The organism is Kitasatospora sp. NPDC059599 (assembly GCF_042735125.1).
Lineage (GTDB): Bacteria > Actinomycetota > Actinomycetes > Streptomycetales > Streptomycetaceae > Kitasatospora.
Genome location: NZ_JBHWCL010000142.1, coordinates 1 through 25,536, shown reverse-complemented (window position 1 = coordinate 25,536; position 25,536 = coordinate 1). Strand labels below are relative to the sequence as shown.

Here is a 25,536-nt window from a genome sequence, read left to right as displayed (position 1 = left end):
CTCCACCCGTGGGTGGAGGGCCCGGCCGGACGGGGTGCGTCAGGCGTCGATGCGCGAGCGGTCCAGGGTCGCCGCCGAGTCCACGATGAACTCCTTGCGCGGGGCGACGTCGTTGCCCATCAGCAGGTCGAAGATCCGCTCGGCCTGCTCCAGGTCGCCCAGGTTGATCCGGCGCAGCGTGCGGTGACGCGGGTCCATGGTGGTCTCGGCCAGCTGGTCGGCGTCCATCTCGCCGAGACCCTTGTAACGCTGCACCGGGTCCTTCCAGCGCAGCCCCTTGCGCTGGAACTCCAGCAGGGTGGAGCGCAGTTCGGCGTCGGAGTAGGTGTAGTGGTACTTCTCCTGGCCGCGCTTGGGGTTGGTGAGCTCGATCCGGTGCAGCGGCGGCACGGCGGCGAAGACCCGGCCCTGCGCGACCATCGGCCGCATGTAGCGGTGGAAGAGGGTCAGCAGCAGGGTGCGGATGTGCGAGCCGTCGACGTCGGCGTCGGCCATGAAGATGACGCGGCCGTAGCGGGCCTGGTCGATGTCGAAGGTGCGGCCCGAACCGGCCCCTATCACCTGGATGATCGCGGCGCACTCGGCGTTCTTGAGCATGTCGCTCACCGAGGCCTTCTGCACGTTGAGGATCTTGCCGCGGATCGGCAGCAGCGCCTGGAACTCGGAGTTGCGGGCCAGCTTGGCGGTGCCGAGCGCGGAGTCGCCCTCGACGATGAACAGTTCGCTGCGCTCGACGTCGTCGCTACGGCAGTCGGCCAGCTTGGCGGGCAGCGAGCTGGTCTCCAGCGCGGTCTTGCGGCGCTGGGCCTCCTTGTGCTGGCGGGCGGCGACCCGGGTGCGGGCGGCCGCGACGACCTTCTCCAGCACGGCCCGGGCCTGGAGCTTCTCGTCCTTCTTGGCCGAGGTGAGGAAGGCCTTGAGCTCCTTGGCGACGACGGCGGCGACGATCCGGTTGGCCGCCGAGGTGCCGAGCACCTCCTTGGTCTGGCCCTCGAACTGCGGCTCGGCGAGCCGGACGGTGACCACCGCGGTGAGGCCCTCGGTGGCGTCGTCCTTGGTGACGTCGTCCTCGGCGACGCGCAGCAGCTTGCCCGCCCGCAGCGCCTCGTTGACGGTCTTGGCCAGCGAGCGCTCGAAGCCGGTGACGTGGGTGCCGCCCTTGGGGGTGGCGATGATGTTGACGAAGGAACGCAGGGTGGTGTCATAACCGGCGCCCCAGCGCAGCGCGATGTCCACGCCGAGGGTGCGGGTGACCTCCGTGGGGGTCATGTGGCCGAGCTCGTCCAGGACCGGCACGGTCTCCTTGAAGGTGCCCTCGCCGCGCAGCCGCAGCACGTCGCAGACCGGCTTGTCGGGGGCCAGGAACTCGCAGAACTCGGCGATGCCGCCGTCGTAGCGGAAGACCGACTCGTCGACCTGCTCGCTCTCGGTGAGCCGCTCGTCACGCACGACGATGGTCAGGCCGGGCACGAGGAAGGCCGTCTGCCGGGCGCGGCTGTGCAGCGTCTCCAGGGAGAGCTTGGCGTCCTTGAGGAAGATCTGCCGGTCGGCCCAGTAGCGGATCCGGGTGCCGGTGCGGGTCTTGGGCACCTTGCGGGCCTTGGTCAGACCGTTGGCCGGCTCGAAGGGCGCGTCCGGACTGGTCTCGGTGAAGATGCCGGGGGTGCCGCGGCGGAAGCTGATCGCGTGGGTATGGCCGCCGCGGTCGACCTCGACGTCCAGCCGGGCGGAGAGCGCGTTGACGACGGAGGCGCCGACGCCGTGCAGACCACCGGAGGCCGCGTAGGAGCCGCCGCCGAACTTGCCGCCGGCGTGCAGCTTGGTCATCACGACCTCGACGCCGGAGAGCCCGGTCTTGGGCTCGACGTCGACCGGGATGCCGCGGCCGTTGTCGCGGACCTCGACCGAGGAGTCGGGGTGCAGCACGACGTCGATGCGGTCGCAGTAGCCGCCGAGCGCCTCGTCGACGGAGTTGTCGATGATCTCCCAGAGGCAGTGCATCAGGCCGCGGCTGTCGGTCGAGCCGATGTACATGCCGGGGCGCTTGCGGACGGCCTCCAGCCCCTCCAGGACGAGCAGGTGCCGCGCGGTGTAGTTGGAACCGTCGTCGCCGGCCAGCAGCGCGGACGGCACGGTCGTTTCGGCACTCACGCGGCACTCTCCTCGGTGAAGTTCTGTCTCATCGGTCACATCCGGACGGATCCGGACCAAACGCCAGTGCAGCACGCCGCACCGACATTCGTCGCTCTGCGTGCCCACACCCCTCCGCCGGGTACGCAGCACGCCGGCCCGGCCCCGCGCAGCTTGTACGCGCTGCGCGAACAAGGACCGTGTCCGGGCGTGGGCACCGGGGGCGCCATCTCCTCCCGGTACCACCGGTCCTGGCGGTCCGTGGGGCCCGGTACAGGCTCCGGAACTGCCGTTATGCAGGCTACCGGGGCCCGGGACGGGGCTTATGCTCCAACCCGGCAGAGGATTATGCTACGCGGACCTCGAACCCGATCCCGATCGGACGTTCGAGCGACGGGCGGATCCCGGGATTTCGGCACGCATGAACCACCGGCACCCGGGGCACGTCCTCATCAACGACAGCAGAATCCTCAGAGAAGAAAAGCCACGAGCGGGAACGTTTTCGGCCTGGTTGGATGTTGACCCTGGTACGACAGCTCGTCGAGCTAGAGAAGAGGCGACGTGACTACTGTTCTGACACCTGCGAGCCCGCTCACCGCGGCTGACCGCTGCGACCGCTGCGGCGCCCAGGCCTACCTGCGCGTCGTACTCGCCAGCGGCGGAGAGCTGCTCTTCTGCGCCCACCACGGCCGGAAGTTCGAGCCCGAGCTCAAGAAGATCGCCGTGGAGATACAGGACGAGAGCGGCCGTCTCACCAGCACCACGGCCACGGCCGACGACGACGAGCGCTGATTCCTGGCGCCACCGACAACCGACGTCGAGCTGTGTTCGGTCGCGCACTACGCGCGACCGATGAGCCGGGCGACCGACCCCTCGGGGTCGATCGCCCGGCTCTGCCGTTCTCCGGCCGCCCTCCGGTCGTTCTCGGAACTGCTCTCCGGGCTGTTCTCCGGACGGTTGCCCCTCGTTCGCCCGCCCCGGCCCGGACGGTCCGACGCGACGTCAGAACGTGACTGCCACATCACTCACCGCGAGGAACGTGCCCGCTGCCGGCCGCTCCTGACCGCTCACAGCACCGAGTGCACCGCGTCCACGACCGTGGACAGCCGCGTATAGACCCCCGGGTGGGCCGCCTCCGCACAGCCCGTCCCCCAGGACACCAGGCCGACCAGCCGCCCGCCCACGACGAGCGGGCCACCGCTGTCGCCCTGACAGGCGTCCTTGCCACCCTTCTCCTCGCCCGCGCAGACCATGCCGCGGGCGTCGAACTTGCCATCCGGCCCGCCCGGGTAGGCGTGGGCGCAGGTCTCGTCCGGGACCATCGCCACGTCCACCCCACGCAGCACCGGCGAGTAGTCGCCCCGCCCGGTGGTGTCTCCCCAGCCGTACACCTGCGCCGTGGTCCCGGCCTCGTAGGGCGCCGCCTCACCCCGGCCGACCAGCTCGACCACCGGCCGGGAGCCCTGGGACTCGCCGAGGGTGAGCACCGCGACATCGTTCATGTTGGCGGCGAAGGAGTAGTCGGGGTGGATCCAGACCGACCGCACCGCCACCTCCCGGCCGGACGTGCCGCGCATGTCGTCCCGACCGACGATCACCTTGAGGCCCGGCCGGTCCACCCGGCCCTTGGCCTCGTCGAAGAAGCAGTGCGCGGCCGTCACCACCTTGGTCGGGCTGACCAGCGCGCCCCCGCAGAACTGGCCCGAGCGCCCGCTGCCGAACTGCTGGCGGCTGGCCAGTGCCACGATCCACGGGTGGTCGGCGGTGCTCGCGGCGTTGCCGCCGACCACCCGGCGCTGCGCCTCGGCCGGCGCGGCCGATCCGAGGGAGACCAGCGGGACCGGCGCGGCGGCGAGCAGCGCCAGCGCGGCCGCCCGGCGACGGCGGCCCACCCGGGCGGCGGCCGGGTCCACCACGGACTGGACGGGCGTCGGCAGGTCAGTGCGGTCCGGCTCGGTCGGCACCGTGACTCCAGAAGGCTCGGCAGCAGGCAACCGGCACAGCGTAGGTGATCGACTACGTTGGGCGACCGGCAACCGTCGTGCCGCCACCCGGACGAGCGACAACCACCACCCGGACGCTGACGCACACGGGCCCGGACAGCCGCGAAGGCCCGGAGCCGTACGGCTCCGGGCCTTCGCTTCGACGATCGCCGCCGATCAGTCCAGGTAGTCGCGCAGCACCTGGGAACGCGACGGGTGGCGCAGCTTCGACATGGTCTTCGACTCGATCTGGCGGATGCGCTCACGGGTGACCCCGTACACCTTGCCGATCTCGTCGAGCGTCTTCGGCTGGCCGTCGGTGAGACCGAAGCGCATCGAGACCACGCCGGCCTCGCGCTCGGAGAGGGTGTCCAGCACCGAGTGCAGCTGCTCCTGGAGCAGGGTGAAGGAGACCGCGTCGGCCGGGACGACCGCCTCGGAGTCCTCGATCAGGTCACCGAACTCGCTGTCGCCGTCCTCGCCCAGCGGGGTGTGCAGCGAGATCGGCTCACGGCCGTACTTCTGGACCTCGATGACCTTCTCGGGGGTCATGTCGAGTTCCTTGGCCAGCTCCTCCGGGGTGGGCTCGCGGCCCAGGTCCTGGAGCATCTGGCGCTGGACGCGGGCCAGCTTGTTGATGACCTCGACCATGTGCACCGGGATGCGGATGGTGCGGGCCTGGTCGGCCATGGCGCGGGTGATCGCCTGGCGGATCCACCAGGTGGCGTAGGTCGAGAACTTGTAGCCCTTGGTGTAGTCGAACTTCTCGACCGCACGGATCAGACCCAGGTTGCCCTCCTGGATCAGGTCCAGGAAGAGCATGCCGCGGCCGGTGTAGCGCTTGGCCAGCGAGACCACCAGGCGGAGGTTGGCCTCCAGCAGGTGGTTCTTGGCCCGGCGGCCGTCCTCGGCGATGATCTCCAGCTCGCGCTTGAGCTTCGGGGCCAGCTTGTCGGCGGCCGAGAGCTTGTCCTCGGCGAACAGGCCGGCCTCGATGCGCTTGGCGAGCTCGACCTCCTGCTCGGCGTTGAGCAGCGGGACCTTGCCGATCTGCTTCAGGTAGTCCTTGACCGGGTCGGCGGTGGCACCGGCGACGGCGACCTGCTGGGCCGGCGCGTCGTCCTCGTCGTCGTCGGAGAGGACGAAGCCCTCCGACTCCTCCTCCGGACCCTCGGCCTCGGCCTTGTCGCCCGGCAGCGCGGTCTCCTCGAGGATCTCCTCCTCGCCGAGCAGCTCCTCGTCGCCCTTGCCGGACTTCGTGGCGGCGGTCTTCTTGGCAGCGGTCTTCTTGGCCGGCGCGGCGGCCTTCTTCGCCGCGGCCTTCTTGGCCGGGGCGGCCTTCTTCGCCGCGACAGCCTTCACCCCGGTGACGACGGAGGTCGTCTCGGCGGTGATGTCGGCGGAGACGGTGGGGGCCGGGGCCGCGGCGGCGGCGACGGCCGGAGCCGCGACGGGAGCGCCGGGGGCGATCCGCACGGGCGGCTTGGTCGGGGCCGACGGGGTCCGGGTGGTGACAGCCTTGGTGGCGGTGCGCTTGGTGGGGCTCTTGGCAGCAACGCTCTTGCGCTTGGCGCCGGCCGGTTCGGCCGCGCTGACCATGAGGTCCACCCCCTCCTCAATCAACACCTGGTTGAGGCTGCGCATGACGTTCTTCCACTTGGTGACCGGGATCTGGTCCGCCTCGAACGCCTGGCGCACGTCGTCACCGGCGATCTGCCCCTGGGCCTTGCCCCGCTCGATGAGCGCCAGCAGAGCCGCGGACTCGGCGATCTCGGGGGGAAGTGAACGGGATGTGCTGGCCGACACGAACAACCTCTCGGACGATGAGTGGACTCGAACCCGTACCGGCCGCCCGAGCGGGCGGGGAAGGAGATCGCGCGCCTGACGCGCGGTGTCGATTCCGACCGACTCGGGCTTGAGGACTGGGTTTGCAGGACGGCAGCAGCGCCGCGGACCAACACAGCATTCTGACATGTTGGAGTATTCCGCAGCTGCTCCCGCTCAGGAGACATCGCTGCTACTCGTCAAGTGTTACGCATGGCCTTCGTGTCGCGGGTCACACCACACGGCGCCCGCGGCCACCGGGCCGGGTTCCATCATCGCGCACTCTCGCCGAAGTGCTTTGTCATGGCCGGGATGACTGTCGGGGCCGACCGCCCCGGGCCCCGGAGGACCGTCCGCATGCAGAGGCCCTCCGGCTGCGCCGCGCGGTGCGGCCGGAGGGCCCTGGCGGAGCGGACCGCCGGACCCGGCACCCCCGCTCGTCGGAACAGCCCGCTCAGTGCTCCCGGGGCGCGGGGACGGACGGCTCGATCTCGGGGTGGACGGTGAGCAGCGCCCGCATCGCAACCTCGGCCGCGGCGCCGTCGCCGGCCCCCAGGGCGTCCACCAGCCGGGCGTGCAGGCCGACCGAGGACTCGGAGGGCCGCTCGCAGGAGATCGCCGGGCCGCCCGAGACCTGCAGCGCACAGGCGACGATCCCGGACAGGTGCTCCAGCATCCGATTGCCGGCCATCTGCAGGACCAGGCCGTGCAGCTCGGCGTCGGCCCGGGTGTAGGTGGACAGGTCGGCCTGGGAGGCGGCGTGGCCCATGATCTCGACCAGCTCGACCAGACGCTGCTGGACGTCCTCCCGGCCGTGGCCGGCGGCCAGCCGGGCGGCCAGCGGATCGATCGCCCAGCGGAGCTCGAACAGCTCGCGGCGCTGCTCGTCCCGCTGCGGGCCGAAGGCCCGCCACTCGATGATGTCGGGGTCCAGCAGGTTCCAGTCGCCGACCGGGCGGACCCGGGTGCCGACGTTCGGCCGGGCGCTGACCAGGCCCTTGGCCTCCAGCACGCGCAGCGACTCGCGGACGACGGTCCGGGAGACCTCGAAGCGCTGGCCGATCTCCTCCGGCACCAGCGGGCGGTCGGCGCCGAGGTCGCCGGAGACGATCATCTGGCCGAGCTGCTGGACCAGCTGGCCGTGCAGACCGCGGCCGCGGCTGCTGGTGGTCTTGCGGCCGACCCGGGCGATGTCGGACTCGGCGCCCTCCCAGCGGGGCGCCGGCGGGGTCGGCCGGTCGGCGTACGAGAAGCGGTCCGGATCGCCGGAGCCGTGGATCGGCCCGTCGGCGGAACGGGCGGGGGTCATGGTGGGGTGCGCAAGGGTACTCACGCCTCCTTTGTCGGCGATCGGCAGGCGCGGCTTGAGAATTCTCGTGAAAAGCACACGAAAGGGTGATCGACCGTGACTGGATAATTGACTTCTTATCAGGAAGAACCGCTCATTTCGGCCACTGCTGGTCGATCTTGGTTCTTCGGGACGGCCGACCCCTCGGCGCTCGCCGCAGCGGGCCCTACAGCGCGCGCCGACGCGCCTGGACGAGCAGCGCCGCGAGCAGCAGTACCGCCCCGGGAGCCGCGACCGCCACGATCAGCGCAGGGTCCGTCAGCGCCGCACTCCCGGCCGCCCCTCCGCGCGCGCCGCCGTACACCCAGCCGTAGGCCCACTCGATGCCGGACTGGAAGGGCAGCAGTTCCGCCGCCCGCGCCGGCCACGGCCGGCCGGTCCGGCGCAGCAGCAGGGCGACACCGGACTCCAGCAGCGGCGGCAGCGCGCACAGCAGCAGCACCCCGGCGGCGGCACTGCGGGTCAGCGACGCGGTCAGCACCCCGGTCCAGGCGGCCACGACGGCCAGCAGGACGAACGCCAGCAGCGCCGCCGGCACCCCGTGGCCGACCACCAGCGCCAGCGGAGCGAAGGCACCCGGCAGGTCGGACAGCCCGGACAGTCCGGCACCGCCCACCGCCTCGGACACCCGCGCCGACAACGCGGTGGGCTCCGCCCAGGCCTCCACCGTCACCCCGTCCGGCAGCGCGAGGTGCACGGCCACCGTGTCGAGCAACAGGCTGGCCAGCGCCAGCAGCGCCGCCACCGGGCCGACCACCAGCAGCTTGGCCAGCAGCAGCCGCACCCGGCGCGGGTACGACACCATCGAGGCGGGCAGCCCCGGGTGGTTCACCTCGTGCCCGTACGAGAGCGCGCCCAGCACGCCGGCGGCGAGGGCCGCGAACGGCAGCGGGACGAGCGGGACGGTGGCGGTCAGCAGGCGCACCCCGGCAGGCGCGGCCAGCGGGCCGGCCGGAGTCTGGCTCGCCAGGACGGCGGCCACCACGGCGTCGCCGAGCAGCACGGCGGCGAGCAGCAGCCAGGTGGAACGCAGGCCGCGCAGACGGCGCAGCTCGTAGGCCAGGACACGCACGGTTCACTCGCTCCGGTGGTCGTCGGTGGTGGCGGGGGCCGAGGCGGCGGTCGCGCCCGAGGTGAGGCGGCGGAGCCGGACGGTGTCGTCGGTGAGCAGGTCGGCGTTCTCGCGCCGGCCCGGGGGCTTGGCCCGGGCGGCTTCCCCGGCCGGGGCCCGGTCGTCGCGGAAGAGCCGGTCGACGGCGACGGTCGGGACCGGCTCGTCGCCCCCGGTGCGCTCGGTGGACCGGCCGGGGTTGGCGGACGCGGCCCGGGGGGCGGGCGTACCGGCGGTGGGCGTACCGAGGGCGGGGAGCGCGGCGGCGACCACGGCGACGGGCAGGGCGCGGGTGGGCAGCGAAGCGTCGTCCTGGGGGCGCGGCGTCCGGCGCCGCGGGGTGGTGGCTTCGGAGTCGGGATCGACGGCCGACCCGGTGGCGGGCGCGAAGGCAGCGGTGGCGGGCACGCCCGCAGCTGCCTCGTCAGGGGCCTCGGTGACCGCTTCGGCCGCGAACCGCTGGGCCGACTCGGAGGGCGACTCGGGGCTCGGTCCGGTGCGCGGTTCGGGGTTGCTTCCGGAGCTCGGCTCGGGGCTCGGTCCGGAGTTCGGTGCGGCGTCCTGGGCAGCTCGGACGCGGAGGTGACCGGAGCGGCCCGAGGCGGCCGGCAGGACGACCCGGGGCACGGGCTGCTCGACCACCCGGTCGGCCAGCTCGTGCAGCAGGATCCCGTGCCGGTAGGCGAGTTCACCGATCTCGGTGCGGTCGACGCCGGCCACCGCGAGACCCACGCTGCCGTCCTGGCGGACCTCGGCTCCCTGCTCGACCAGCAGGTCGGCCAGTCGCGCCATCTGCGGCCCCCGGACGGCTACTTCGGGCCTGAGCCGGGTCCGCCGGAACTCCTCGACCGGCTGGTCGGCCACCAGTCGGCCGCGGTCCAGGGTGACGACCCGGTCGGCGAGCTGCGCGGCCTCCTGCGGGGCGCGGGTGGTCACCAGGACCGTCCCGCCGGCGACACCGAACGAGCGCAGGAAGGAGTGGAACCACTCGACGTTGCGCGGCGACAGGCCCTCGGTCGGCGCGTCCAGCAGCAGCGTGCCGGGGTCACCCAGCAGGGCGGCGGCCAAGGCCAGCCGGCGGTGCATACCGGGCGAGAAGGTGCGCAGCCGCTGCCCGGCGACGGCGGCCAGTCGGGTCTGCGCCAGCAGCTCGTCAACGCGTCGGGCCGGCGCGCCGACGGCCGCCGCGAGCATCCGCAGGTGGCCGTGCGCCCTGCGGCCCGGGTGCCCGGCCACCGCGGTCACACCCTCGCCCGGACCGGCCAGCAGCACGCCGACCTCCCGCTCGGGGCGGCGGATCCGGCGGTAGGGGCGCCCGTCGAAGAGCGTGACGCCCTGGCCGCGTTCGAGTTCCAGCATCAGCCGCAGCGCGGTGGACTTGCCCGCACCCTCGGCGCCGAGCAGCACGGTCACGGCGCCGGGCCGGGCGTCGAAGGTCAGGTCCAGTACGGCGGGCGGGGCACCCTTGCGGTAGACCCTGGTCAGTCCGGTGATCTGAATCATCGCTGGCTCCCGTGCCCTCGGCCGACCTGCTCGACGCGGAGCACCCCCTGATGGGCCGGCGTTGCGCCCGCCGCACGGCTCCGCGCCAGCACATTAGGGGGCCACGGCGGCTATTCCGGACATTGCGGGAACGGCACGGGCCCGCCGACTGCCCACCTCACCCGATCAGGGGAAAATCCGATCCTGCGATTCACGGGACCGCCCGCTGCGGGGCCCGGGCCGGAGCCGCGCCGTCCCCCGGTCGCCGGTCCTACCGGGACGGCCAGGGCAGCGGCGGGAGCTGCTCGCCGCCGCAGACCGCCCGGAACTCGTCGACGGCGGCCTGGCCCTCGACGGTGGTCTCGCCCAGTTGCTCGCGCTCGGCGGCCAGCCGCTCCTGCACGGCCGCGATCGTCTCGGGTGCGGCCCGCTCGGCCTCCAGCTCTGCCAGCTCCTTCTCCGTGGCGGTGGTGGTCGCGTCGAGGCTCTTGTAGTCGGCCGCCAGCCCCTCGATGAGGAATCGCTGGTGCGCGCAGTCCTTGAGGGCCATGACGGGGCTCCTGGGTGCCGGAAGGCCTCCGGCCCGGCGGCCGGAGCGTCCACCGACACTCTGCGCCGGTGCACCCGCGGCCGCAGCCAGGCCGGGCCATTCGGTTGCCCAGGACGCACCGCTGGGGAGGAGGCCGGGGGTGCCGCCAGGGGCGCCGCCGGGGCAGAGCGCAGGACGGGCCCCGGGCGCGGCCCGGACGCGCCGGGTGGGGCGCGGCCCGGCCCCGCGAGGTGGCCTCAGGACTCCGGGCGGAGCATGGGCGGGTTGAGGACGGTCGCGCCGCCGGCGGTGAACAGCTGGGCGGGGCGGCCGCCCTGACGGGTCGTCGTGCCGCCGGAGGGCAGCAGGAAGCCGGGGGTGCCGGTGACCTTGCGGTGGAAGTTCCGCGGGTCCAGCACCACGCCCCAGACCGCCTCGTAGACCCGGCGCAGCTCACCGACGGTGAACTCGGTCGGACAGAAGGCGGTTGCGAGCGAGGAGTACTCGATCTTGGAGCGGGCGCGTTCCACGCCGTCGGCGAGGATCAGGCCGTGGTCGAAGGCGAGCGGGACGCCGTCGGCCGGGTTCCCTCCGAGGAGTTCTGCCACCGGGGCCCACCGAGCGCTGCTGGCGTCGCCGCCGGCCCGGGGCGTCGGCAGGTCGGGGGCGAGCACCAGGTAGGCCACGCTGACCACGCGCATCCGGGGGTCGCGCTGCGGGTGGCCGTAGGTGGCGAGCTGCTCCAGGTGGGCTCCGGCCGCACCGGGGCCGGCCGCGTCGTGACCCGGGGCCGAGTGCGCGCGCAGGCCGGTCTCCTCGGCCAGCTCCCGGGAAGCGGCCTCGGCCAGGCCCTCGTCCGGCCGGACGAAGCCTCCGGGCAGCGCCCAGTACCCCTGGAACGGCGGCTCGCCGCGTCTGACCAGCAGGGCGCAGAGCGCGTGGTCGCGCACCGTCAGCACCACCAGGTCAACCGTGACAGCGAACGGGGGGAAGGCCGACGGATCGTAACGCGACATGGCGCCGATCATAGTCGTCTCTCTGACGATAAGCACAGGCCTTGCGCGCGGCCCGCACAACGCCTGCTCGGGGCCGGTCGTCCACCCGCCCGGTACGGTTCGCGCACGGGCGGGCGGGGGCTCCCGGGCCGGAGGCGCCGAAGGGCGGTCGGTGGGTCCGGCGCCGGCGCTGCGCGGCGCCGGGTGCGGTGGCACTGGCCGAGCGCGGCCACGCCGGGCCGGGGTGCGCGGTCAGCGGGCGACGAGCTGCAGGTCCGCGGAAGCCTCCTCGACCATCGCCACGCCGATCCGGCTCACCCGGACCGAGAAGGGTTCGCCCGCCACCCGCAGCCCGGTCAGCTCCAGCTCGCCGAGCGGCGCGGTGCTGGCCGGGCGGACCAGGACCCGGCCGCCCGGAACGTCGGGCCGCACCCCGGCGAGGGCGAACACCGCGTGCACGGCACCGGCCGCCGACACCGCCGCCGGACGGCAGGCGGCCGGGTGCGGCACCGGCGGGCAGCCGGGGGTGCGTTGCTCACCCGCGTACATCTCCGGCAGTCGCCCCTCGAAGTGGGCGGCCGCGGCGAGCAGGCCCTCCAACAGGGTGCCGGCCTCGTTCTCGTGGCCGGCCTCGGCCAGTCCGGCGATCGCCAGCGCGGTTTCGTGGACCCGTACCGCGCCGCCGCGGTGGCCCAGCGGGTTGAACCGGGGGGACTTGGCGCTGAGCGTGCGCAGGCCCCAGCCGCTGTCCAGCTCCGGGGCGACCAGGCGCTGGGCGAGCAACCGGGTCTGCTCGCGGTCCAGCAGGCTCTCGTGGCGGCCGCCGTCGGCGGCGAGCCCGGTGTCCAGCAGGTGCACCAGGCAGGAGGCGACGGCGGGCAGCGGCTGACCGCCCGGGGCCAGCCCGGCGGCGGGGCGGCCGCCCGAGAGGTCGTCGACCCAGAACCGCTCGCGGAAGCGCCCGCGCAGCTCCGCGGCCCAGGTCCGCCAGCCCCCGGCGCCCGGGCGACCGAAGGCCTCCAGCAGTTCGGCGCCGTGCAGGGCGGCGCGGTGGGCCTGCGCCTGGACCTCGGCGCGGGCGGCGGCCGGGTGGGCCGAGCGCTCCTCGGCAGGGCGGCTCAGATCGGTGACGAAACCGTCGACCAGCCCGTCGCGCAGCGCGGCCAGGGCCCGCTCCGCGGCCGGGAGCAGTTCGGCGACCTCCGACCCGGGCAGGCCCCAGCGCCAGGCCTCGGCCAGCACCGTGACGAACAGCAGGGTGGCCTCGGTGGCGGTGCAGGTGGGCGGCAGCTCCGGGCCGCCGTGCCGCAGGCTCCCGGGCAGCAGGCCCTCGGTGCGGCCCGGGGCGGGGGCCAGCTGCTGACGGCGGGCCAGTGCCCGCATGGTGCCGACGGCCAACCGGGTGCCGAGCGGCAGGGTGAGCCGGGCGGCCCAGAGCGCGTCGGCCGGGGCGAGGCCGAAGCGCCAGGGCGCGCCGGAGGCCGGGTAGAGGTCGGTCGGGCGGTCCGGATCGGCGAACAGCAGCCCGCCGAGGGCGTCCAGGGAGCGGGAGACCAGCGGGGCGGCCCGGGAGTCGTCGCTGCGGACCTCCGGCTCGGACCAGGGCAGTGGGACACCGGTGCCACGCCCACCGGGCGGCCGCGGGCCGGTGGCGGCGCTCTCCAGCTCGGTGCGCAGCTCGACCGACCAGCGGGCGCCGGGCTGGACCTCCAAATCCCAGCGGAGCACCCCCGCGCCGGCCAGGACGGCGTGCGGCGAGGGCTTGGCACTGACCACGGCACTGTGTCCGGGGCCCGTCCAGCGGAGCCCGGCGGACTGCACCTGGCCCGGCAGGTCGGGCGGGCGGTGCCCGGCGGCGATCTCGGCGACCGGGCCGAGGTCCGTGCCGACGGCGATCTCCAGCGGCAGCCGGGCGGGCCGCGGGCCGGTGTTGCGCACGACGACGGTCTCCACGCCGTCCGCGTGGCGCAGCCGCTCGACGGTGAGCGCCGGGTCCGGGTCGAGGTCGCCGGGGACCCGGACGGCGCCGAGGAAGCGGGCCTGGGCGGTGCTGGTCAGGGCGCCCTGGAGCGGCAGCGGCTCCATGCCGCCCAGCCGTACCTCCATCCGGGCGAGTGCCCGGACGCCGTTGCGGTAGAAGCCGTGCAGGCCGTGGCCTCGCAGCTGGCCGTCGGGGCCGGAGGCGGCCATCGCCGGGGCGTTGACGCAGATCACCGCGTGGTGGACCGCGGGGGGCTGCGGGCGCGGCGGGGCGGCGGGGCGGCCCGGGCCGGCGGGTGCTCCCCCGAGCCCTGTCGGCGGGACCAGGTCGGGACGCCCGACCGGTCTCGGCGCTCCGACCACGCTCTCGGCCGGCATGGCCTGTGGTGGCCTCATGGCGGTCACCGGACTCTCCTCCCCTCGGCGGTCCGTGGCCGGGTCAGGCCGGTGGGCCGCGAGCATGCTCGATCGCGTGCTGATGGTGCCGGGCCGACGGGGTTTCCCATCGGCGGTGTGCCGTGTCTGGCCGTACCCGGCGGCGGGTCGTGCCAAGCGGTGCTCGGTACCGGGCCGGTACCGGCGCGCCGCGCCGTCGCGACGGGCCCGCCACCGCGCCCGCCGGGCCGGCCGGTTCCTGCACGGCGACCGGCCCCGCTGCCGCACTTACGCCGCCGACCGCCGCCGGTGGCCGGGGTCCCCGGTCCCGCGTCGCCGGGCGGACGACCCGGCCGGATGTGCACCCGGCCGGTCTCCGTTCGGGCACAGGGCCCCCGGGGTGAACGCCGCACACCGCCGCCAGGTCACGCCCCACCCCGACCGGCACCGGTCGGTGCCCGCCCCACCGGGCGGTCGTGCCGCTTCCGTCGGAGCGGCGCCGGGTCCCGCCACGAGCCCGTCGCGGCCTGCGCCGAGGCCCCGTCCCGGGCTTCCCGTGCTGCCGTCGGCGCTGCTCGGAGCGGGTGTCGACCGGGGTCGGCCGCCCGATCGGACGGGCAGGGACGGTCGAACCGGCGCTCGACCGCCGCCAGGATACGGTGCGGGGGTCGCGGCCCCGCATCCGGTGACCCCGTGAACCGCGACGCCACCACTGTGACCAGCAGAGACCGAGGAGTCCCATGTCCACCGTCAGCCGGCTGCCCGGGATCGTCACGACCGACCACGTGTTCCAGGTCCCCCTCGACCACGCGGCCCCGCAGGGCGAGCAGATCGAGGTGTACGCCCGCGAGGTGGTGGCCGCCGGCCGTGAGCGGGACGACCTGCCCTGGCTGCTCTTCCTCCAGGGCGGGCCCGGTGGCAAGGCCGCCCGGCCGCTCACCCGGGACACCTGGCTGAAGCGCGCCTTGGACGACTACCGGGTGCTCCTGCTCGACCAGCGCGGCACCGGGCGGTCCACGCCCGCGACCCGGCAGACCCTCGCCCGGCGCGGCGGCCCACGCGAGCAGGCGGACTACCTCGCCCACTTCCGGGCGGACTCGATCGTCCGGGACTCCGAGCTGTTCCGCACCCGGTTGCTCGGCGCCGACCGGCCCTGGAGCGTGCTCGGCCAGAGCTTCGGCGGCTTCTGCACCCTCACCTACCTCTCCGTCGCACCCGAGGGCCTGACCGAGGCCTTCATCACCGGCGGTCTGGCCGGCCTCGCCGACTCGGCCGACGACGTCTACCGCGCTGCCTACCCGCGCGTGGTCCGCAAGAACGAGGACCACTACGCCCGGTTCCCGCAGGACGTCGAAGCGGCGCGGCGGATCGCCGCCCACCTCGCGGCCTCCCCCGCGACCCTGCCGGACGGCGGAGTGCTCACCGTCGAGGCGTTCCAGGCCCTCGGGATGCTGCTCGGCGGCGGCAACGGCTCCGGCGCCCTGCACTACCTGCTGGACGAGGCCTGGGTGGAGGGCGCGGCCGGACCCGAGCTCTCGGACACCTTCCTGGCCTCCGCCCAGGCCCAGCTCTCCTTCGCCGGCGGCCCGCTGTACGCGGTGCTGCACGAGTCGATCTACGGCCAGCGGTCGGTGGACCAGGGCGGCACCGGCTGGTCGGCCGAGCGGCTCCGCAAGGAGTTCCCGCAGTTCGACGCCCGGGCCGCGCTGGAGTCCGGCGCACCCGTGCTGTTCACCGGGGAGATGATCTACCCCTGGATGTTCGACTCCGACCCGGCACTGCGCCCGCTGAAGGAGACCGCGGAACTGCTCGCCGCCCGCACCGACTGGCCCGACCTGTACGACCGGGAGCGCCTGGCCGCCAACCGCGTACCGGTCGTGGCGGCGGTGTACCACGACGACATGTACGTGGACACCGCCGCCTCGCTGGAGACCGCCCGCGCGGTGCGCGGTCTGCGGACCTGGATCACCAACGAGTGGGAGCACGACGGCCTGCGGGTCAGCGGCGGCACGGTGCTGGACCGCCTGATCGCGATGGCGCGCGGCGAGGCGTAGCCGCCGAGAGGCGGGTGCGGCGGCGAGCTGGTCAGTGGGCACGGCGGCTCCCCCTGGCCGCCCGCCGGACCCCGGGGCACCGGTGTCGTCCGCTCCCGGCGCGGGCGACGGCGGGCGCGCACACCGCCCCGCGGCCGAGCCTCAGACCCCGGGCGGTCCGTTCCCCGGCCGACCGGACGCGCCCGGGCGCCGAGGCCCGGCCCGGCGTGGGCAGCAGGGCAAGCGAGCCGGCGGCGCTCCCGCCCGGGGCCGGGCCGCCGGCGCCGGCCTGACCGGCGGGGCCGCCCGGGCCGTGGTCGGCCGAGGCCGGACCCGACACCGTGGACGAACCCTTCCGACGGGCTCCCCGGCGACGTCGGCGGCCGCCGGAGGCCCGACCGGGCTCTTCCGGGGGGAGGCCGTCCGCCGGGGCCCCGGGCACCGGGCCCGGCCCGTCGGCAGGCGGCGACGGGTCGCCGGTCCGGGCCGACGCGGGAACCTGCCCCTCGCGCCGCCGTCGCTGGGCCTCGACGGCAGCCAGCAGCGCCCCGGGCGTCATGCCGTCGTTGACCGACTCGTGGAGCAACTCGGCCAGCAGGTAGTCCGGGGCGAGCCGCAGGACGTGGCCGAGCACGACCCGCGTCGTCGCCGTGTCACCGGCGACCCAGGACGCCCAGGCCAGCAGGGTGAGCGGGGCCACCGCGCAGCCCTCGTACGGCGGCACGGCCCGCCGGGCGAGGAAGCGCCAGAGCCGTTCGGCGGGAGCCAGCTCGTCGGGCCGGGCGTACTCGACGCCGCGGTCCCGGACGGTCCGGTCCCGCAGGGCGAACAGCAACCGGGCCGTCCGCTCCGGGTCGAGCTCCCGGGCTCCGGCCCCGAACTCGGCGACGGCCTGGTCGAGCAGGGCGATGCCCTGCTCCCGGGAACCCGCGCTCTCCCCGGCCCGGACGAGCGCCTCGCGTTGGGCCGCGTCCCCGGGCGGGCCGACCGGGGCCAACCCGCCGAGGATCGCCTTCCGGCTACCGCGCGGCACCAGTCCGGCGACCGTCGCGGCGGCGGCCGCCGGGCCCGGGCCGCGCCGCACCGGGTTGCCCGCCGGGTCACAGCACCCGGTGCCCCGGCAGAGGAAGGACCACCAGCGGCCGTCCGAGACGCACAGCGACTCCTTCACCGCGACGCCCCGCCGCCCGAAGGCCGCCCGGAGGTCGTCCGCCAGCGGCTGCAGGCCGTCCACGACCGGCGGGGCGTGCGGGGCGCCGGGATCCTGGCAGAGGTAGAGGAGCACTTGGAGCGGCCGGGCGCCGTTCCGCTCCGAGAGGGCGACCAGCAGGGCGGCCGTCTCCTCCGCGGCGGCCGGCCACTGCGCGGGCGATTCCGGCAGGTCGGCCCGGACCACCCCGCCCTGGTGCAGGTCGGGGCCCTGGAGACCGACCGCGACGATGCTGTCGTCGGGGTGGAACCCCAGGAAGTAGGGCAGCAGCTCGGCCATGTCGGCCGGGCCCCGCATGACGACCGGCCGGTGATCGGAGGCCGGACCGAGGGACAGAATGACGTTCTCGTTGTTCATCGCGTTCATGACCGCAAGAGTGGACGCGATCCGCGAACGGCACCGGACCCGAATTTTTTCTGTGGATAACTCCGCCTCCGAATTTCCCTTCGCCCATTCGGAGCAAGCGACACTCCCTCCGAAGAGTGGATTTTGACTGCCGTTCAGCGGACCAGCGGATGAAATGCACCTCGCCTTCGCCTCGCTCCCCACCCCGGCATTCGCCCCTTGTCGGCGGTACGGGGTTACATGGACGCCATGCAGCAGCCCGACACCCACACCACCGCCACCGCCGACCGCGCCGAGGTCCGGGCGCGGGCCGAAGCCGTCCTGCGCGAGCTCGCCGGCCCCGGCGCCACCCTGCGCGAGGACCAGTGGACGGCCATCGAGGCCCTCGTGGTCGACCACCGCCGCGCCCTGGTCGTCCAGCGCACCGGCTGGGGGAAGTCCGCGGTCTACTTCATCGCCACCGCCCTGCTCCGGGCCCGCGGCGCCGGGCCGACGGTGATCGTCTCCCCGCTGCTCGCCCTGATGCGCAACCAGGTCGAGTCGGCGGCCCGGGCCGGCATCCACGCCCGCACCATCAACTCGGCCAACACCGACGAGTGGGACGAGGTCCAGGCCGAGGTCGCCGCCGGGAAGGTGGACATCCTGCTGGTCAGCCCCGAGCGGCTGAACAACCCGGACTTCCGCGACCAGGTGCTGCCCAAGCTCGCCGCCTCCACCGGCCTGCTGGTGGTCGACGAGGCGCACTGCATCTCGGACTGGGGGCACGACTTCCGGCCCGACTACCGCCGGCTGCGCACCATGCTCGCGGAGCTGTCGCCCGGCGTCCCGGTGCTGGCCACCACCGCCACGGCCAACGCCCGGGTCACCGCGGACGTCGCCGAGCAGCTCGGCACCGGCACCGCCGACGAGCACGCCCTGGTGCTGCGCGGACCGCTCGACCGGGAGAGCCTCACCCTGGGCGTGCTGACCCTGCCCGACCCGGCGCACCGGCTCGCCTGGCTGGCCGACCACCTCGACCGGCTCCCCGGATCGGGCATCGTCTACACCCTGACGGTGGCCGCGGCCGAGGAGGTGACGGCCTTCCTGCGCGAACGCGGCTTCCCGGTGGCCTCCTACTCCGGCCGCACCGAGGACGCCGAGCGCCGCACCGCCGAGGCCGACCTGCTGGCCAACCGGGTCAAGGCCCTGGTCGCCACGTCCGCGCTCGGCATGGGCTTCGACAAGCCCGACCTCGGCTTCGTCGTGCACCTCGGCTCGCCCAGTTCGCCGATCGCCTACTACCAGCAGGTCGGCCGGGCCGGGCGCGGCGTGGACCGGGCCGAGGTGCTGCTGCTGCCCGGGCGCGAGGACGAGGCGATCTGGCGCTACTTCGCCTCGCTGGCCTTCCCCCCGGAGGAGCAGGTGCGGCGCACCATCGACGCGCTGGCCGAGGCCGGCCGCCCGCTCTCCACCGCCGCCCTGGAGCCCCGGGTGGACCTGCGCCGGGCCCGGCTGGAGACCATGCTCAAGGTGCTCGACGTGGACGGCGCCGTCCGCCGGGTCAAGGGCGGCTGGACGGCCACCGGGCAGAGCTGGGCGTACGACACCGCCCGCTACGCCAAGGTCGCGGCCTCCCGGGAGGCGGAACAGCGGGCGATGCGCGAGTATGCGGCGGGCACCGGCTGCCGGATGGAGTTCCTGCGCCGCCAGCTGGACGACGAGCAGGCCGTGCCGTGCGGCCGGTGCGACAACTGCGCGGGGCCGCTGCACACCCCGGACGTCTCCGCCGAGGCGCTGGCCGCCGCCCGGGCCGCGCTCGGCCGCCCGGGCGTCAGCTTCGAGCCGCGCCGACTCTGGCCGACCGGGATGGACGCGCTCGGGGTGCCGCTCAAGGGCCGGATCCCGGCGGGCGAGCAGGCCGAGACCGGCCGGGCGCTCGGCCGGCTGTCCGACATCGGCTGGGGCACTCGGCTGCGCACCCTGCTCGCCGAGCAGGCGCCGGACGTGCCGGTACCCGGCGAGGCGGTGGACGCGCTGGTGGCGGTGCTGGCCGACTGGGCCCGCGGGCCGGGCGGTTGGGCCGGGCCCGCGACGGCGGAGGGCTCCCGGCTGGAGCGGCCGGTCGGCGTGGTGACCATGGCCTCCTCGAACCGCCCCCAGCTGGTCGGGAGCCTCGGCGCGCGGATCGCGGAGATCGGGCGGCTGCCGCTGCTCGGCCGGATCGAGTACGCCGGCGGGCTGCCGCCGCACGGGGCCCGCAGCAACAGCGCCCAACGGCTGCACTCGCTGGCCGGGGCGCTGGTCCTGTCGCCGGAGGTGGAACAGGCGGTGGCGGCCGCCGGCGGGCCGGTGCTGCTGGTGGACGACCTCGTCGACTCGGGCTGGACGGTCACCGTGGGTGCCCGGCTGCTGCGCAGGGCCGGGGCGAGTGCGGTGCTGCCGCTGGTGCTGGCCGTTCAGGGGTGACGGGAGGGTCGCAGACCGTCGAGAGAACAACGGTCATCACTCGAATGGCCTAACAGAAAGGATCAAGCCAAGCGATTTCGATCACACCCGCCGCCCGGAGCGAAAAGGGGGTGGTCACCGTGCCGCCGACGGTTCACGTCGCGCTTCGAGCGTTGTGGATCAAGGCTCGGTGACACCTCGGCGACGCATGGGCGACAGTGGAACATATCCGGCAGACCATGGGCTATCGGATGGCGTTCGTCATTTCATCGTTGCCGCTCTGCCCCTCATGCCCCGAGAATTGGGAGGTACCCGAAACTCGGTCCGCCGGACTCGCCCTTCGGCGTACCCAGGCACCCCGCCTACCCACGGGTCAGGAAGGAGGATCGTGATCAACGGTATCGACCGAGGTCAGAATCCCCTCTCCGGGAGTTCGGCGCCAAGACGGGTGCTGGACCTGGAGACCTGGGCCGCCTCGGGGATCCCGTTGCTGCGCGACCCGCGCGAGTTCGTCCTGGAGCTGCACCAACGCCACCTGCCCCAGCCGGGCACGGTCGTGGTCGCCGTCCTGGACGCCCTCCACCACCTCGTCGCCTCGGCCTCCTTCACCCCTTGGCCGCACGACACCGACGGCTGGCAGCACCGGAACGCCCTGCTGGCGCACGTCCGGCGGATCGTTCCGCACGACCTGCGGCTGTCCGAGCCGAGCCGCACGGCCATACTGCTGCGCTGCCGCGACGGCGCGCCCGGCTGGACGGAACAGGACGGCGCCTGGATGTGGGCGCTGCGGGACGCGGCAGCGCTGCACGGGCTGCGCTGCGGCTCGTACATCGGGCTCACCCCGGCGGGCTGGCAGGTCCTCGGGAACGGGCGGGGCGGGCGCAACCCGCACGCGGGCTCGTGGGCGGACGGCCCGGTGCACACCGTGACGGAGCTGCCACCGCGCTCGGTGCTCGATACCCCGCGCGGGCAACGCACCCGCCTCCCGGCGGCGGAGGCGGTCGAACCCGGCGCCGACGCACAGCGCCCGTCGAAGTCCGAGCCCCCGTGGGTCCCGGCGCGGGTCGCGGCGGCCGAGCCGACGCGCCGCACCGGCACGCGCTGAACCCGCTGAACCCGCTGAACCCGCCGGACGGACGGGACGAGGACGGACAGGACCGGAGGGTACGGGACGGGACGGGGACAGGAAGGCCCGAATCCCGGAGGACACACAGCCCCGGGCCCTTCGGGCACGGGCACGGGCACCGCGCGCAGGGGCCGACGACTCGGCGCACCCGGGTCGACGCACCCGGGTCCACCCACCGCGGTACGGACCCGGCTCCGGTCCGGGTACGGCCCGTCACGGGAAGGTCTTAGGGCCCGGCACCGTCGTACGGCACCGGGCCCGGAACGGATGGGCTGGGGTCAGGCCTTGACCGGGCGGCCGGGCGCGGCCGCCTCCGTGGTCGCCGGGCCGGCGTCGCCGCAGACCACCAGCAGGGCGGTCGCGCGGCCGAGCGCCTCGGCGTACGCCTCGGCGGTCCCGGCGGGCGTGCCACCGTTGACCACCAGGACGACCGCCTCGCGGCGGACCGGACGGGTCAGCGCGGCGTCCGCGTAGAACACGTCCCCGCCCTCGGCGAGCTGCGCCCAGTAGCGCTCCTCACCGAAGGACAGTTCGTGCTGCTGCCACGGGTGCGCCTCGCCGACCGTCAGCACCAGGATCTGGGCCGGGTCGCGACCGGAGTCCAGGAGCCGGTCGACCGCCTCGTCGGCGCGTTCCACGGCCAGATCCGTGGTGGCGGCGATCCGCTGGACCTCGACCTGCGGCGCGGCCGGGCGGCGCGGCGCCGGACCGGGCTTGGGAACGGACCGCGGCGGACCGGGCCGGGCGGCGCGCGGCGCGGCCGGGCGCGGGGGCGCCGGGCGGGGGCCGGGCACCGTGACCGGGGCGGCGACGGTGGTGGGTGTGATGGTGGGCGCGCCGCCGGTGGCAGGCGCGCGGAGGGCTTGTGCGTCCGACTCGCGGGGGAAGGGAACGCCGGGGCCCGGGAGGCTCTCGTGAATCTCCGGCTCCTCGGGGAAGACAGGCATACCCGGATATCTATCAAATGCCGGTCGAACGCGCACGGGCACCCCACCCCTTGGGCACCGGACGTCCACTGCCCCCACCCGGGGCAATTCCAGACGGACCATCAGAAACCGAGCGTCAACTGTTCGTCCGCGGATCCCGAGGCTTCGCCCGCGCCCTCCCGAACGCGCTTCAGGTGACGCCACTTCGGCAGTCCGTCCATGTATGCCCAGGAGACCCGGTGGTGCTCGGTGGGGCCGAACTCCTCCAGCGCGGCGCGGTGCACCGGGGACGGGTAGCCGGCGTTGTCCGCGAAGCCGTACTCCGGGCACCCGTCGCCCAGTTCGGCCATCAGGCCGTCACGGTGGACCTTGGCGAGCACCGAGGCGGCGGCGACGCAGACACAGGACTGGTCGCCCTTGATCACCGTGCGCACCCGCCAGGGGCCACCGAGGTAGTCGTGCTTGCCGTCCAGGATCACCGCGTCGGGCTCGACCGGCAGCGTCTCCAGCGCGCGCACGGCGGCCAGTCGCAGCGCCGCCGTCATGCCGAGTTCGTCGCACTCCTGAGCCGAGGCCTGCCCGAGGGCGTACGCGGTGACCCAGTCGGCGAGGACGGGCGCGAGCGCGCGGCGGCGCAGCTCGGTGAGCAGCTTGGAGTCGGTCAGCCCCTCGGGCGCCTTGCGCAGTCCGGTGACGGCCGCGCCCACGGTGACCGGTCCGGCCCAGGCGCCGCGCCCGACCTCGTCCAGGCCGACGACGATCCTGGCGCCGGCCCGGCGGAGCGAGCGTTCGACGGAGTGGGTCGGCGGGACGATGGGCATGGCGATTTCCGTTCAGCTGGGCAGCCTCCAGCCTAAGCCCGCCCCGCGCCCACCGGATCCGCCGCCCTAGCCCGCTCCCGAGCCCGCACCCGAGGTGTCCGCCGGCCCGACGCCACCCCTGGCCGGGAGCGCACCCCCGGGGCCGAGGTCGCTCCCGGCCCGAGCCCACCCCAGCCCGGACGCGACCCCCGGCCCGGGCCCCGGCCCCGGGCCACGCCCTGACCCGGACCGGCCCTCAGGCGCGGATCATCGGATGCAGCACCTCGTCCACCAGCCTGGTGGCGAAGTCCGGCCCCACGTCCTGGAATCCACGGATCTTGGCCTGGTAGAGCAGCATCGCCGGGATCACGTCGGCCACCAACGGGGTGGCCGCGCCGGGCCGCACGTCCCCGCGCGCGGCGCCGCGGCGGAGGATCTCCAGGATGGTCGCCGTGATCGGCCCGATGACCCGGTCCTCGATGAAGCTCTTGAAGACCTCGGCCTGCTCCTGGTCTATCTCGGCCATCAGCGCGTGGAGGGCCGCGCCCACCCGGGAGGCCACCGCGGCCGTGAACGCCTCGATGAGCTGCAGGAGTTCGTCCCGGGCGGACCCGAGGTCGGGGGTGTCGTAAGGGCGTGGAAGAGTGGCGTCCAGGGCGTCGATGACGAGTTCGTCCTTGGACGCCCAGCGCCGGTAGAGCGCGGCCTTCCCGGTCCGCGCCGCACCGGCGACCCCTTCCATGGTCAGTCGCGCGTATCCGCCGGAGGTGAGCTGGTCGAGGGCGGCCTCGAAGATCGCGTTCTCCAACTCCTTTCCCCGGCGCCTCCCGGGCCGCGTCAGGGCCTGACGCGCGGTCCGCACCGGGCAGTGGGCCGACCCCGCGCCCTGCTCCGGTCCGGGCACATCAGACACGCCAGGCACACCAGGCACACCAGGCACATCCGGAACGTCCGGGACCGCCGAGGCTCCCGCCGGCCCCGCCGCAGGGGCCGACCCGCCCGCTGACCTGCCGGTCGACCGCCCCGAGGACCGACCGGACCGGTCCGCCACCAGGCGTCGCACCAACCGCTCCATCGCCACCATCCTTAAGGAACGCTTGCGTTCACAATCACGGCCAGGATATCGTCCGGATTAGTGAACGATCCCGTTCCTTCTCGGTCTGCGCAAGGGCGCAGCGCCACACCCGGACACCGGCGGTCCGCCGGATCCACGGCACCGAGGCACATGGCCAGCAGGGGGCACATTCGTGGCTATCTCCGACACGCTCGACAAGAACTCACCACCACCGGCCACGAAGGGGCGGGGCAAGGGGATCACCCTGACCGTCATCGCGGCCACCCAGCTCATGGTGGTGCTCGACGCGACCATCGTGAACATCGCGCTGCCGCACATCAAGGACGCCCTGAACTTCTCGACCACCGACCTGTCGTGGGTCATCAACGCCTACACGCTGACCTTCGGCGGGCTGCTGCTGCTCGGCGGTCGCGCGGGTGACATCCTCGGCCGCCGTCGGGTGTTCATCTTCGGCACCCTGCTGTTCGGCCTGGCCTCGCTGCTCGGCGGTTTCGCGCAGGACAGCGGCCTGTTGCTGGCTGCCCGCGCGCTCCAGGGCATCGGTGGCGCGATCTGTTCACCGACGGCCTTCGCGCTGATCGCCACCAACTTCGAGGAGGGACCGGAACGCAACAAGGCGTTCGGGGTGTTCTCGGCGGTGGCGGGTTCGGGCGCCGCGATCGGCCTGCTGGCCGGCGGACTGCTCACCGAGTACCTGAACTGGCGCTGGGTGTTCTTCGTCAACGTCCCGATCGCGATCCTGATCGCGATCGCCGCGCCGCGCCACATCGCCGAGTCGGAGCGCCACCCCGGCCGCTTCGACCTGCCCGGTGCGCTGACCTCGACGCTGGGCTTGGTCGGCCTGGTCTACGGGTTCATCCGAGCCGCCTCGGACGGCTGGTCGGACGGCCTGACCCTCGGCTCCTTCGCGGCCGGCGCGATCCTGCTGGCGGCCTTCCTCGTGGTCGAGAACCGCACTGACCAGCCGATCACCCCGATGCACCTGTTCGCCGACCGCAACCGGACCGGTGGCCTGGTGATGATGCTCTGCCTGGCCGCGGCCATGTTCGGCATCTTCTTCTACGTGGTGCTGTTCGTGCAGGGCCCGCTCGGCTACAGCCCGCTGATGGCCGGTGTGTCCTTCCTGCCGATCAGTGTCTCGATCATCATCGCGGCGCAGCTCGCGTCCAACCTGCAGGCCAAGTACGGTCCGAAGCCGTTCATGGCGGGCGGTGCCCTGCTGGTCACCATCGGCCTCAGCTGGCTGACCCAGATGGGCAAGGACAGCGGCTACGTGGACGGCGTGCTCGGCCCCACGGTGGTGTTCGGCTTCGGCATGGGCCTGATCTTCGTCCCGGTGATGCTGCTCGCCGTCGCGGGCGTCCCGGGCGAGGAGACCGGCGCCGCCTCCGGCCTGCTCAACTCGATGCAGCAGATCGGCGGTTCGCTCGGCCTGTCGATCCTGACCACGGTCTTCGCGCACTACGCCACGGCCGAGGCCGCCACGCAGCTGCCGAAGTTCATGCAGAGCGCGACTCCGGACCAGCTGGCCTACCTGCAGCAGCACCACGAGTTCCCGGCGGGCACGGACGCCGCCAACACCGTGCTCACCCAGGGCATTTCGCACGGCTTCGTGGTGGGCGCCGCGCTCGCGGCGGTCGCCCTGGTGGTATCGGTCTTCGTGATCAAGGCCAAGGCGAGCGACCTGCCGAGCGGTGATTCGTCCGCCGTCGCCATGCACTGAGGCCACGGCGCACCACCCGCACGGCGCAGCACCACCGCGGCTCGGCAGCGCGCCGACACCGCACCGGCACGGCGCAGTGACGACGGCAGGGCCGGGCCGGAGCGCCACCCGCCCGGCC

The 25,536-nt window shown here is 74.2% G+C and carries 18 protein-coding genes; 5 read left to right on the top strand and 13 right to left on the bottom strand.

Features of this window, described 5'->3' with window-relative positions; all coding sequences use genetic code 11:
* Positions 1-39 precede the first annotated feature (39 nt).
* Complete coding sequence (locus ACFV04_RS34800; protein WP_380534903.1) at positions 40-2,151, bottom strand: type IIA DNA topoisomerase subunit B; 2,112 nt, start codon at positions 2,149-2,151, stop codon at positions 40-42.
* Positions 2,152-2,691: 540 nt separating this feature from the next.
* Between ACFV04_RS34800 and ACFV04_RS34795 the strand changes: the two genes are divergently transcribed.
* Entirely contained in the window at positions 2,692-2,922 is a 231-nt protein-coding gene (locus ACFV04_RS34795) for a hypothetical protein (protein WP_380534901.1), read from the top strand.
* 275 nt (positions 2,923-3,197) lie between these two features.
* Here ACFV04_RS34795 and ACFV04_RS34790 read toward each other — a convergent pair whose 3' ends face one another.
* The 8 genes from ACFV04_RS34790 to ACFV04_RS34755 form a co-directional block, all read right to left on the bottom strand.
* Complete coding sequence (locus ACFV04_RS34790) at positions 3,198-4,022, bottom strand: S1 family peptidase (protein WP_380341185.1); 825 nt, start codon at positions 4,020-4,022, stop codon at positions 3,198-3,200.
* Positions 4,023-4,289: 267 nt separating this feature from the next.
* Positions 4,290-5,918: an RNA polymerase sigma factor gene (locus ACFV04_RS34785; protein ID WP_360258342.1), complete on the bottom strand. Its 1,629-nt coding sequence runs from the start codon at positions 5,916-5,918 to the stop codon at positions 4,290-4,292.
* A gap of 472 nt (positions 5,919-6,390) precedes the next feature.
* Complete coding sequence (locus ACFV04_RS34780) at positions 6,391-7,323, bottom strand: FCD domain-containing protein (RefSeq protein WP_360258344.1); 933 nt, start codon at positions 7,321-7,323, stop codon at positions 6,391-6,393.
* Positions 7,324-7,450: 127 nt separating this feature from the next.
* Positions 7,451-8,356 (bottom strand): hypothetical protein, encoded by a 906-nt coding sequence (locus tag ACFV04_RS34775; protein WP_380534899.1) that lies wholly within the window; start codon positions 8,354-8,356, stop codon positions 7,451-7,453.
* Positions 8,357-8,359: 3 nt separating this feature from the next.
* Positions 8,360-9,898 carry an ATP-binding cassette domain-containing protein gene (locus ACFV04_RS34770; RefSeq protein ID WP_380534897.1) on the bottom strand — a complete coding sequence of 513 codons (1,539 nt, stop codon included), beginning with the start codon at positions 9,896-9,898 and terminating at the stop codon, positions 8,360-8,362.
* A gap of 250 nt (positions 9,899-10,148) precedes the next feature.
* Positions 10,149-10,427, bottom strand: coding sequence for a hypothetical protein (locus ACFV04_RS34765; protein ID WP_360258351.1), 279 nt, complete (start codon positions 10,425-10,427; stop codon positions 10,149-10,151).
* Between the two features lie 236 nt (positions 10,428-10,663).
* The gene (locus ACFV04_RS34760) at positions 10,664-11,422 is read right to left on the bottom strand and encodes an NUDIX domain-containing protein (protein WP_380341023.1); all 759 of its coding nucleotides are present in this window, start codon (positions 11,420-11,422) and stop codon (positions 10,664-10,666) included.
* A 231-nt stretch (positions 11,423-11,653) separates the two neighbouring features.
* Entirely contained in the window at positions 11,654-13,777 is a 2,124-nt protein-coding gene (locus tag ACFV04_RS34755; protein ID WP_380534905.1) for a glycogen debranching N-terminal domain-containing protein, read from the bottom strand.
* A gap of 719 nt (positions 13,778-14,496) precedes the next feature.
* Here ACFV04_RS34755 and ACFV04_RS34750 point away from each other — a divergent pair.
* Positions 14,497-15,810, top strand: coding sequence for an alpha/beta fold hydrolase (locus tag ACFV04_RS34750; RefSeq protein ID WP_380534895.1), 1,314 nt, complete (start codon positions 14,497-14,499; stop codon positions 15,808-15,810).
* A gap of 31 nt (positions 15,811-15,841) precedes the next feature.
* On the opposite strand, the gene ACFV04_RS34745 is transcribed toward ACFV04_RS34750, so the two are convergent.
* Complete coding sequence (locus ACFV04_RS34745) at positions 15,842-17,365, bottom strand: DUF4192 domain-containing protein (protein ID WP_380534893.1); 1,524 nt, start codon at positions 17,363-17,365, stop codon at positions 15,842-15,844.
* Between the two features lie 228 nt (positions 17,366-17,593).
* On the opposite strand from ACFV04_RS34745, the gene ACFV04_RS34740 reads away from it, so the two are divergent.
* Positions 17,594-19,789: a RecQ family ATP-dependent DNA helicase gene (locus ACFV04_RS34740; RefSeq protein WP_380534892.1), complete on the top strand. Its 2,196-nt coding sequence runs from the start codon at positions 17,594-17,596 to the stop codon at positions 19,787-19,789.
* A gap of 367 nt (positions 19,790-20,156) precedes the next feature.
* Positions 20,157-20,873 carry a hypothetical protein gene (locus ACFV04_RS34735; RefSeq protein ID WP_380534890.1) on the top strand — a complete coding sequence of 239 codons (717 nt, stop codon included), beginning with the start codon at positions 20,157-20,159 and terminating at the stop codon, positions 20,871-20,873.
* 299 nt (positions 20,874-21,172) lie between these two features.
* Here ACFV04_RS34735 and ACFV04_RS34730 read toward each other — a convergent pair whose 3' ends face one another.
* From ACFV04_RS34730 to ACFV04_RS34720, 3 genes are all read right to left on the bottom strand, one after another.
* Positions 21,173-21,841 carry a hypothetical protein gene (locus ACFV04_RS34730; protein ID WP_380534888.1) on the bottom strand — a complete coding sequence of 223 codons (669 nt, stop codon included), beginning with the start codon at positions 21,839-21,841 and terminating at the stop codon, positions 21,173-21,175.
* A 101-nt stretch (positions 21,842-21,942) separates the two neighbouring features.
* Entirely contained in the window at positions 21,943-22,641 is a 699-nt protein-coding gene (locus tag ACFV04_RS34725) for a ribonuclease HII (RefSeq protein WP_380341039.1), read from the bottom strand.
* A gap of 235 nt (positions 22,642-22,876) precedes the next feature.
* Positions 22,877-23,428, bottom strand: a complete 552-nt coding sequence (locus ACFV04_RS34720; RefSeq protein ID WP_380341042.1) for a TetR/AcrR family transcriptional regulator — start codon at positions 23,426-23,428, stop codon at positions 22,877-22,879.
* A gap of 439 nt (positions 23,429-23,867) precedes the next feature.
* Between ACFV04_RS34720 and ACFV04_RS34715 the strand changes: the two genes are divergently transcribed.
* The gene (locus ACFV04_RS34715; RefSeq protein WP_380341045.1) at positions 23,868-25,418 is read left to right on the top strand and encodes an MFS transporter; all 1,551 of its coding nucleotides are present in this window, start codon (positions 23,868-23,870) and stop codon (positions 25,416-25,418) included.
* Positions 25,419-25,536: the final 118 nt, after the last annotated feature.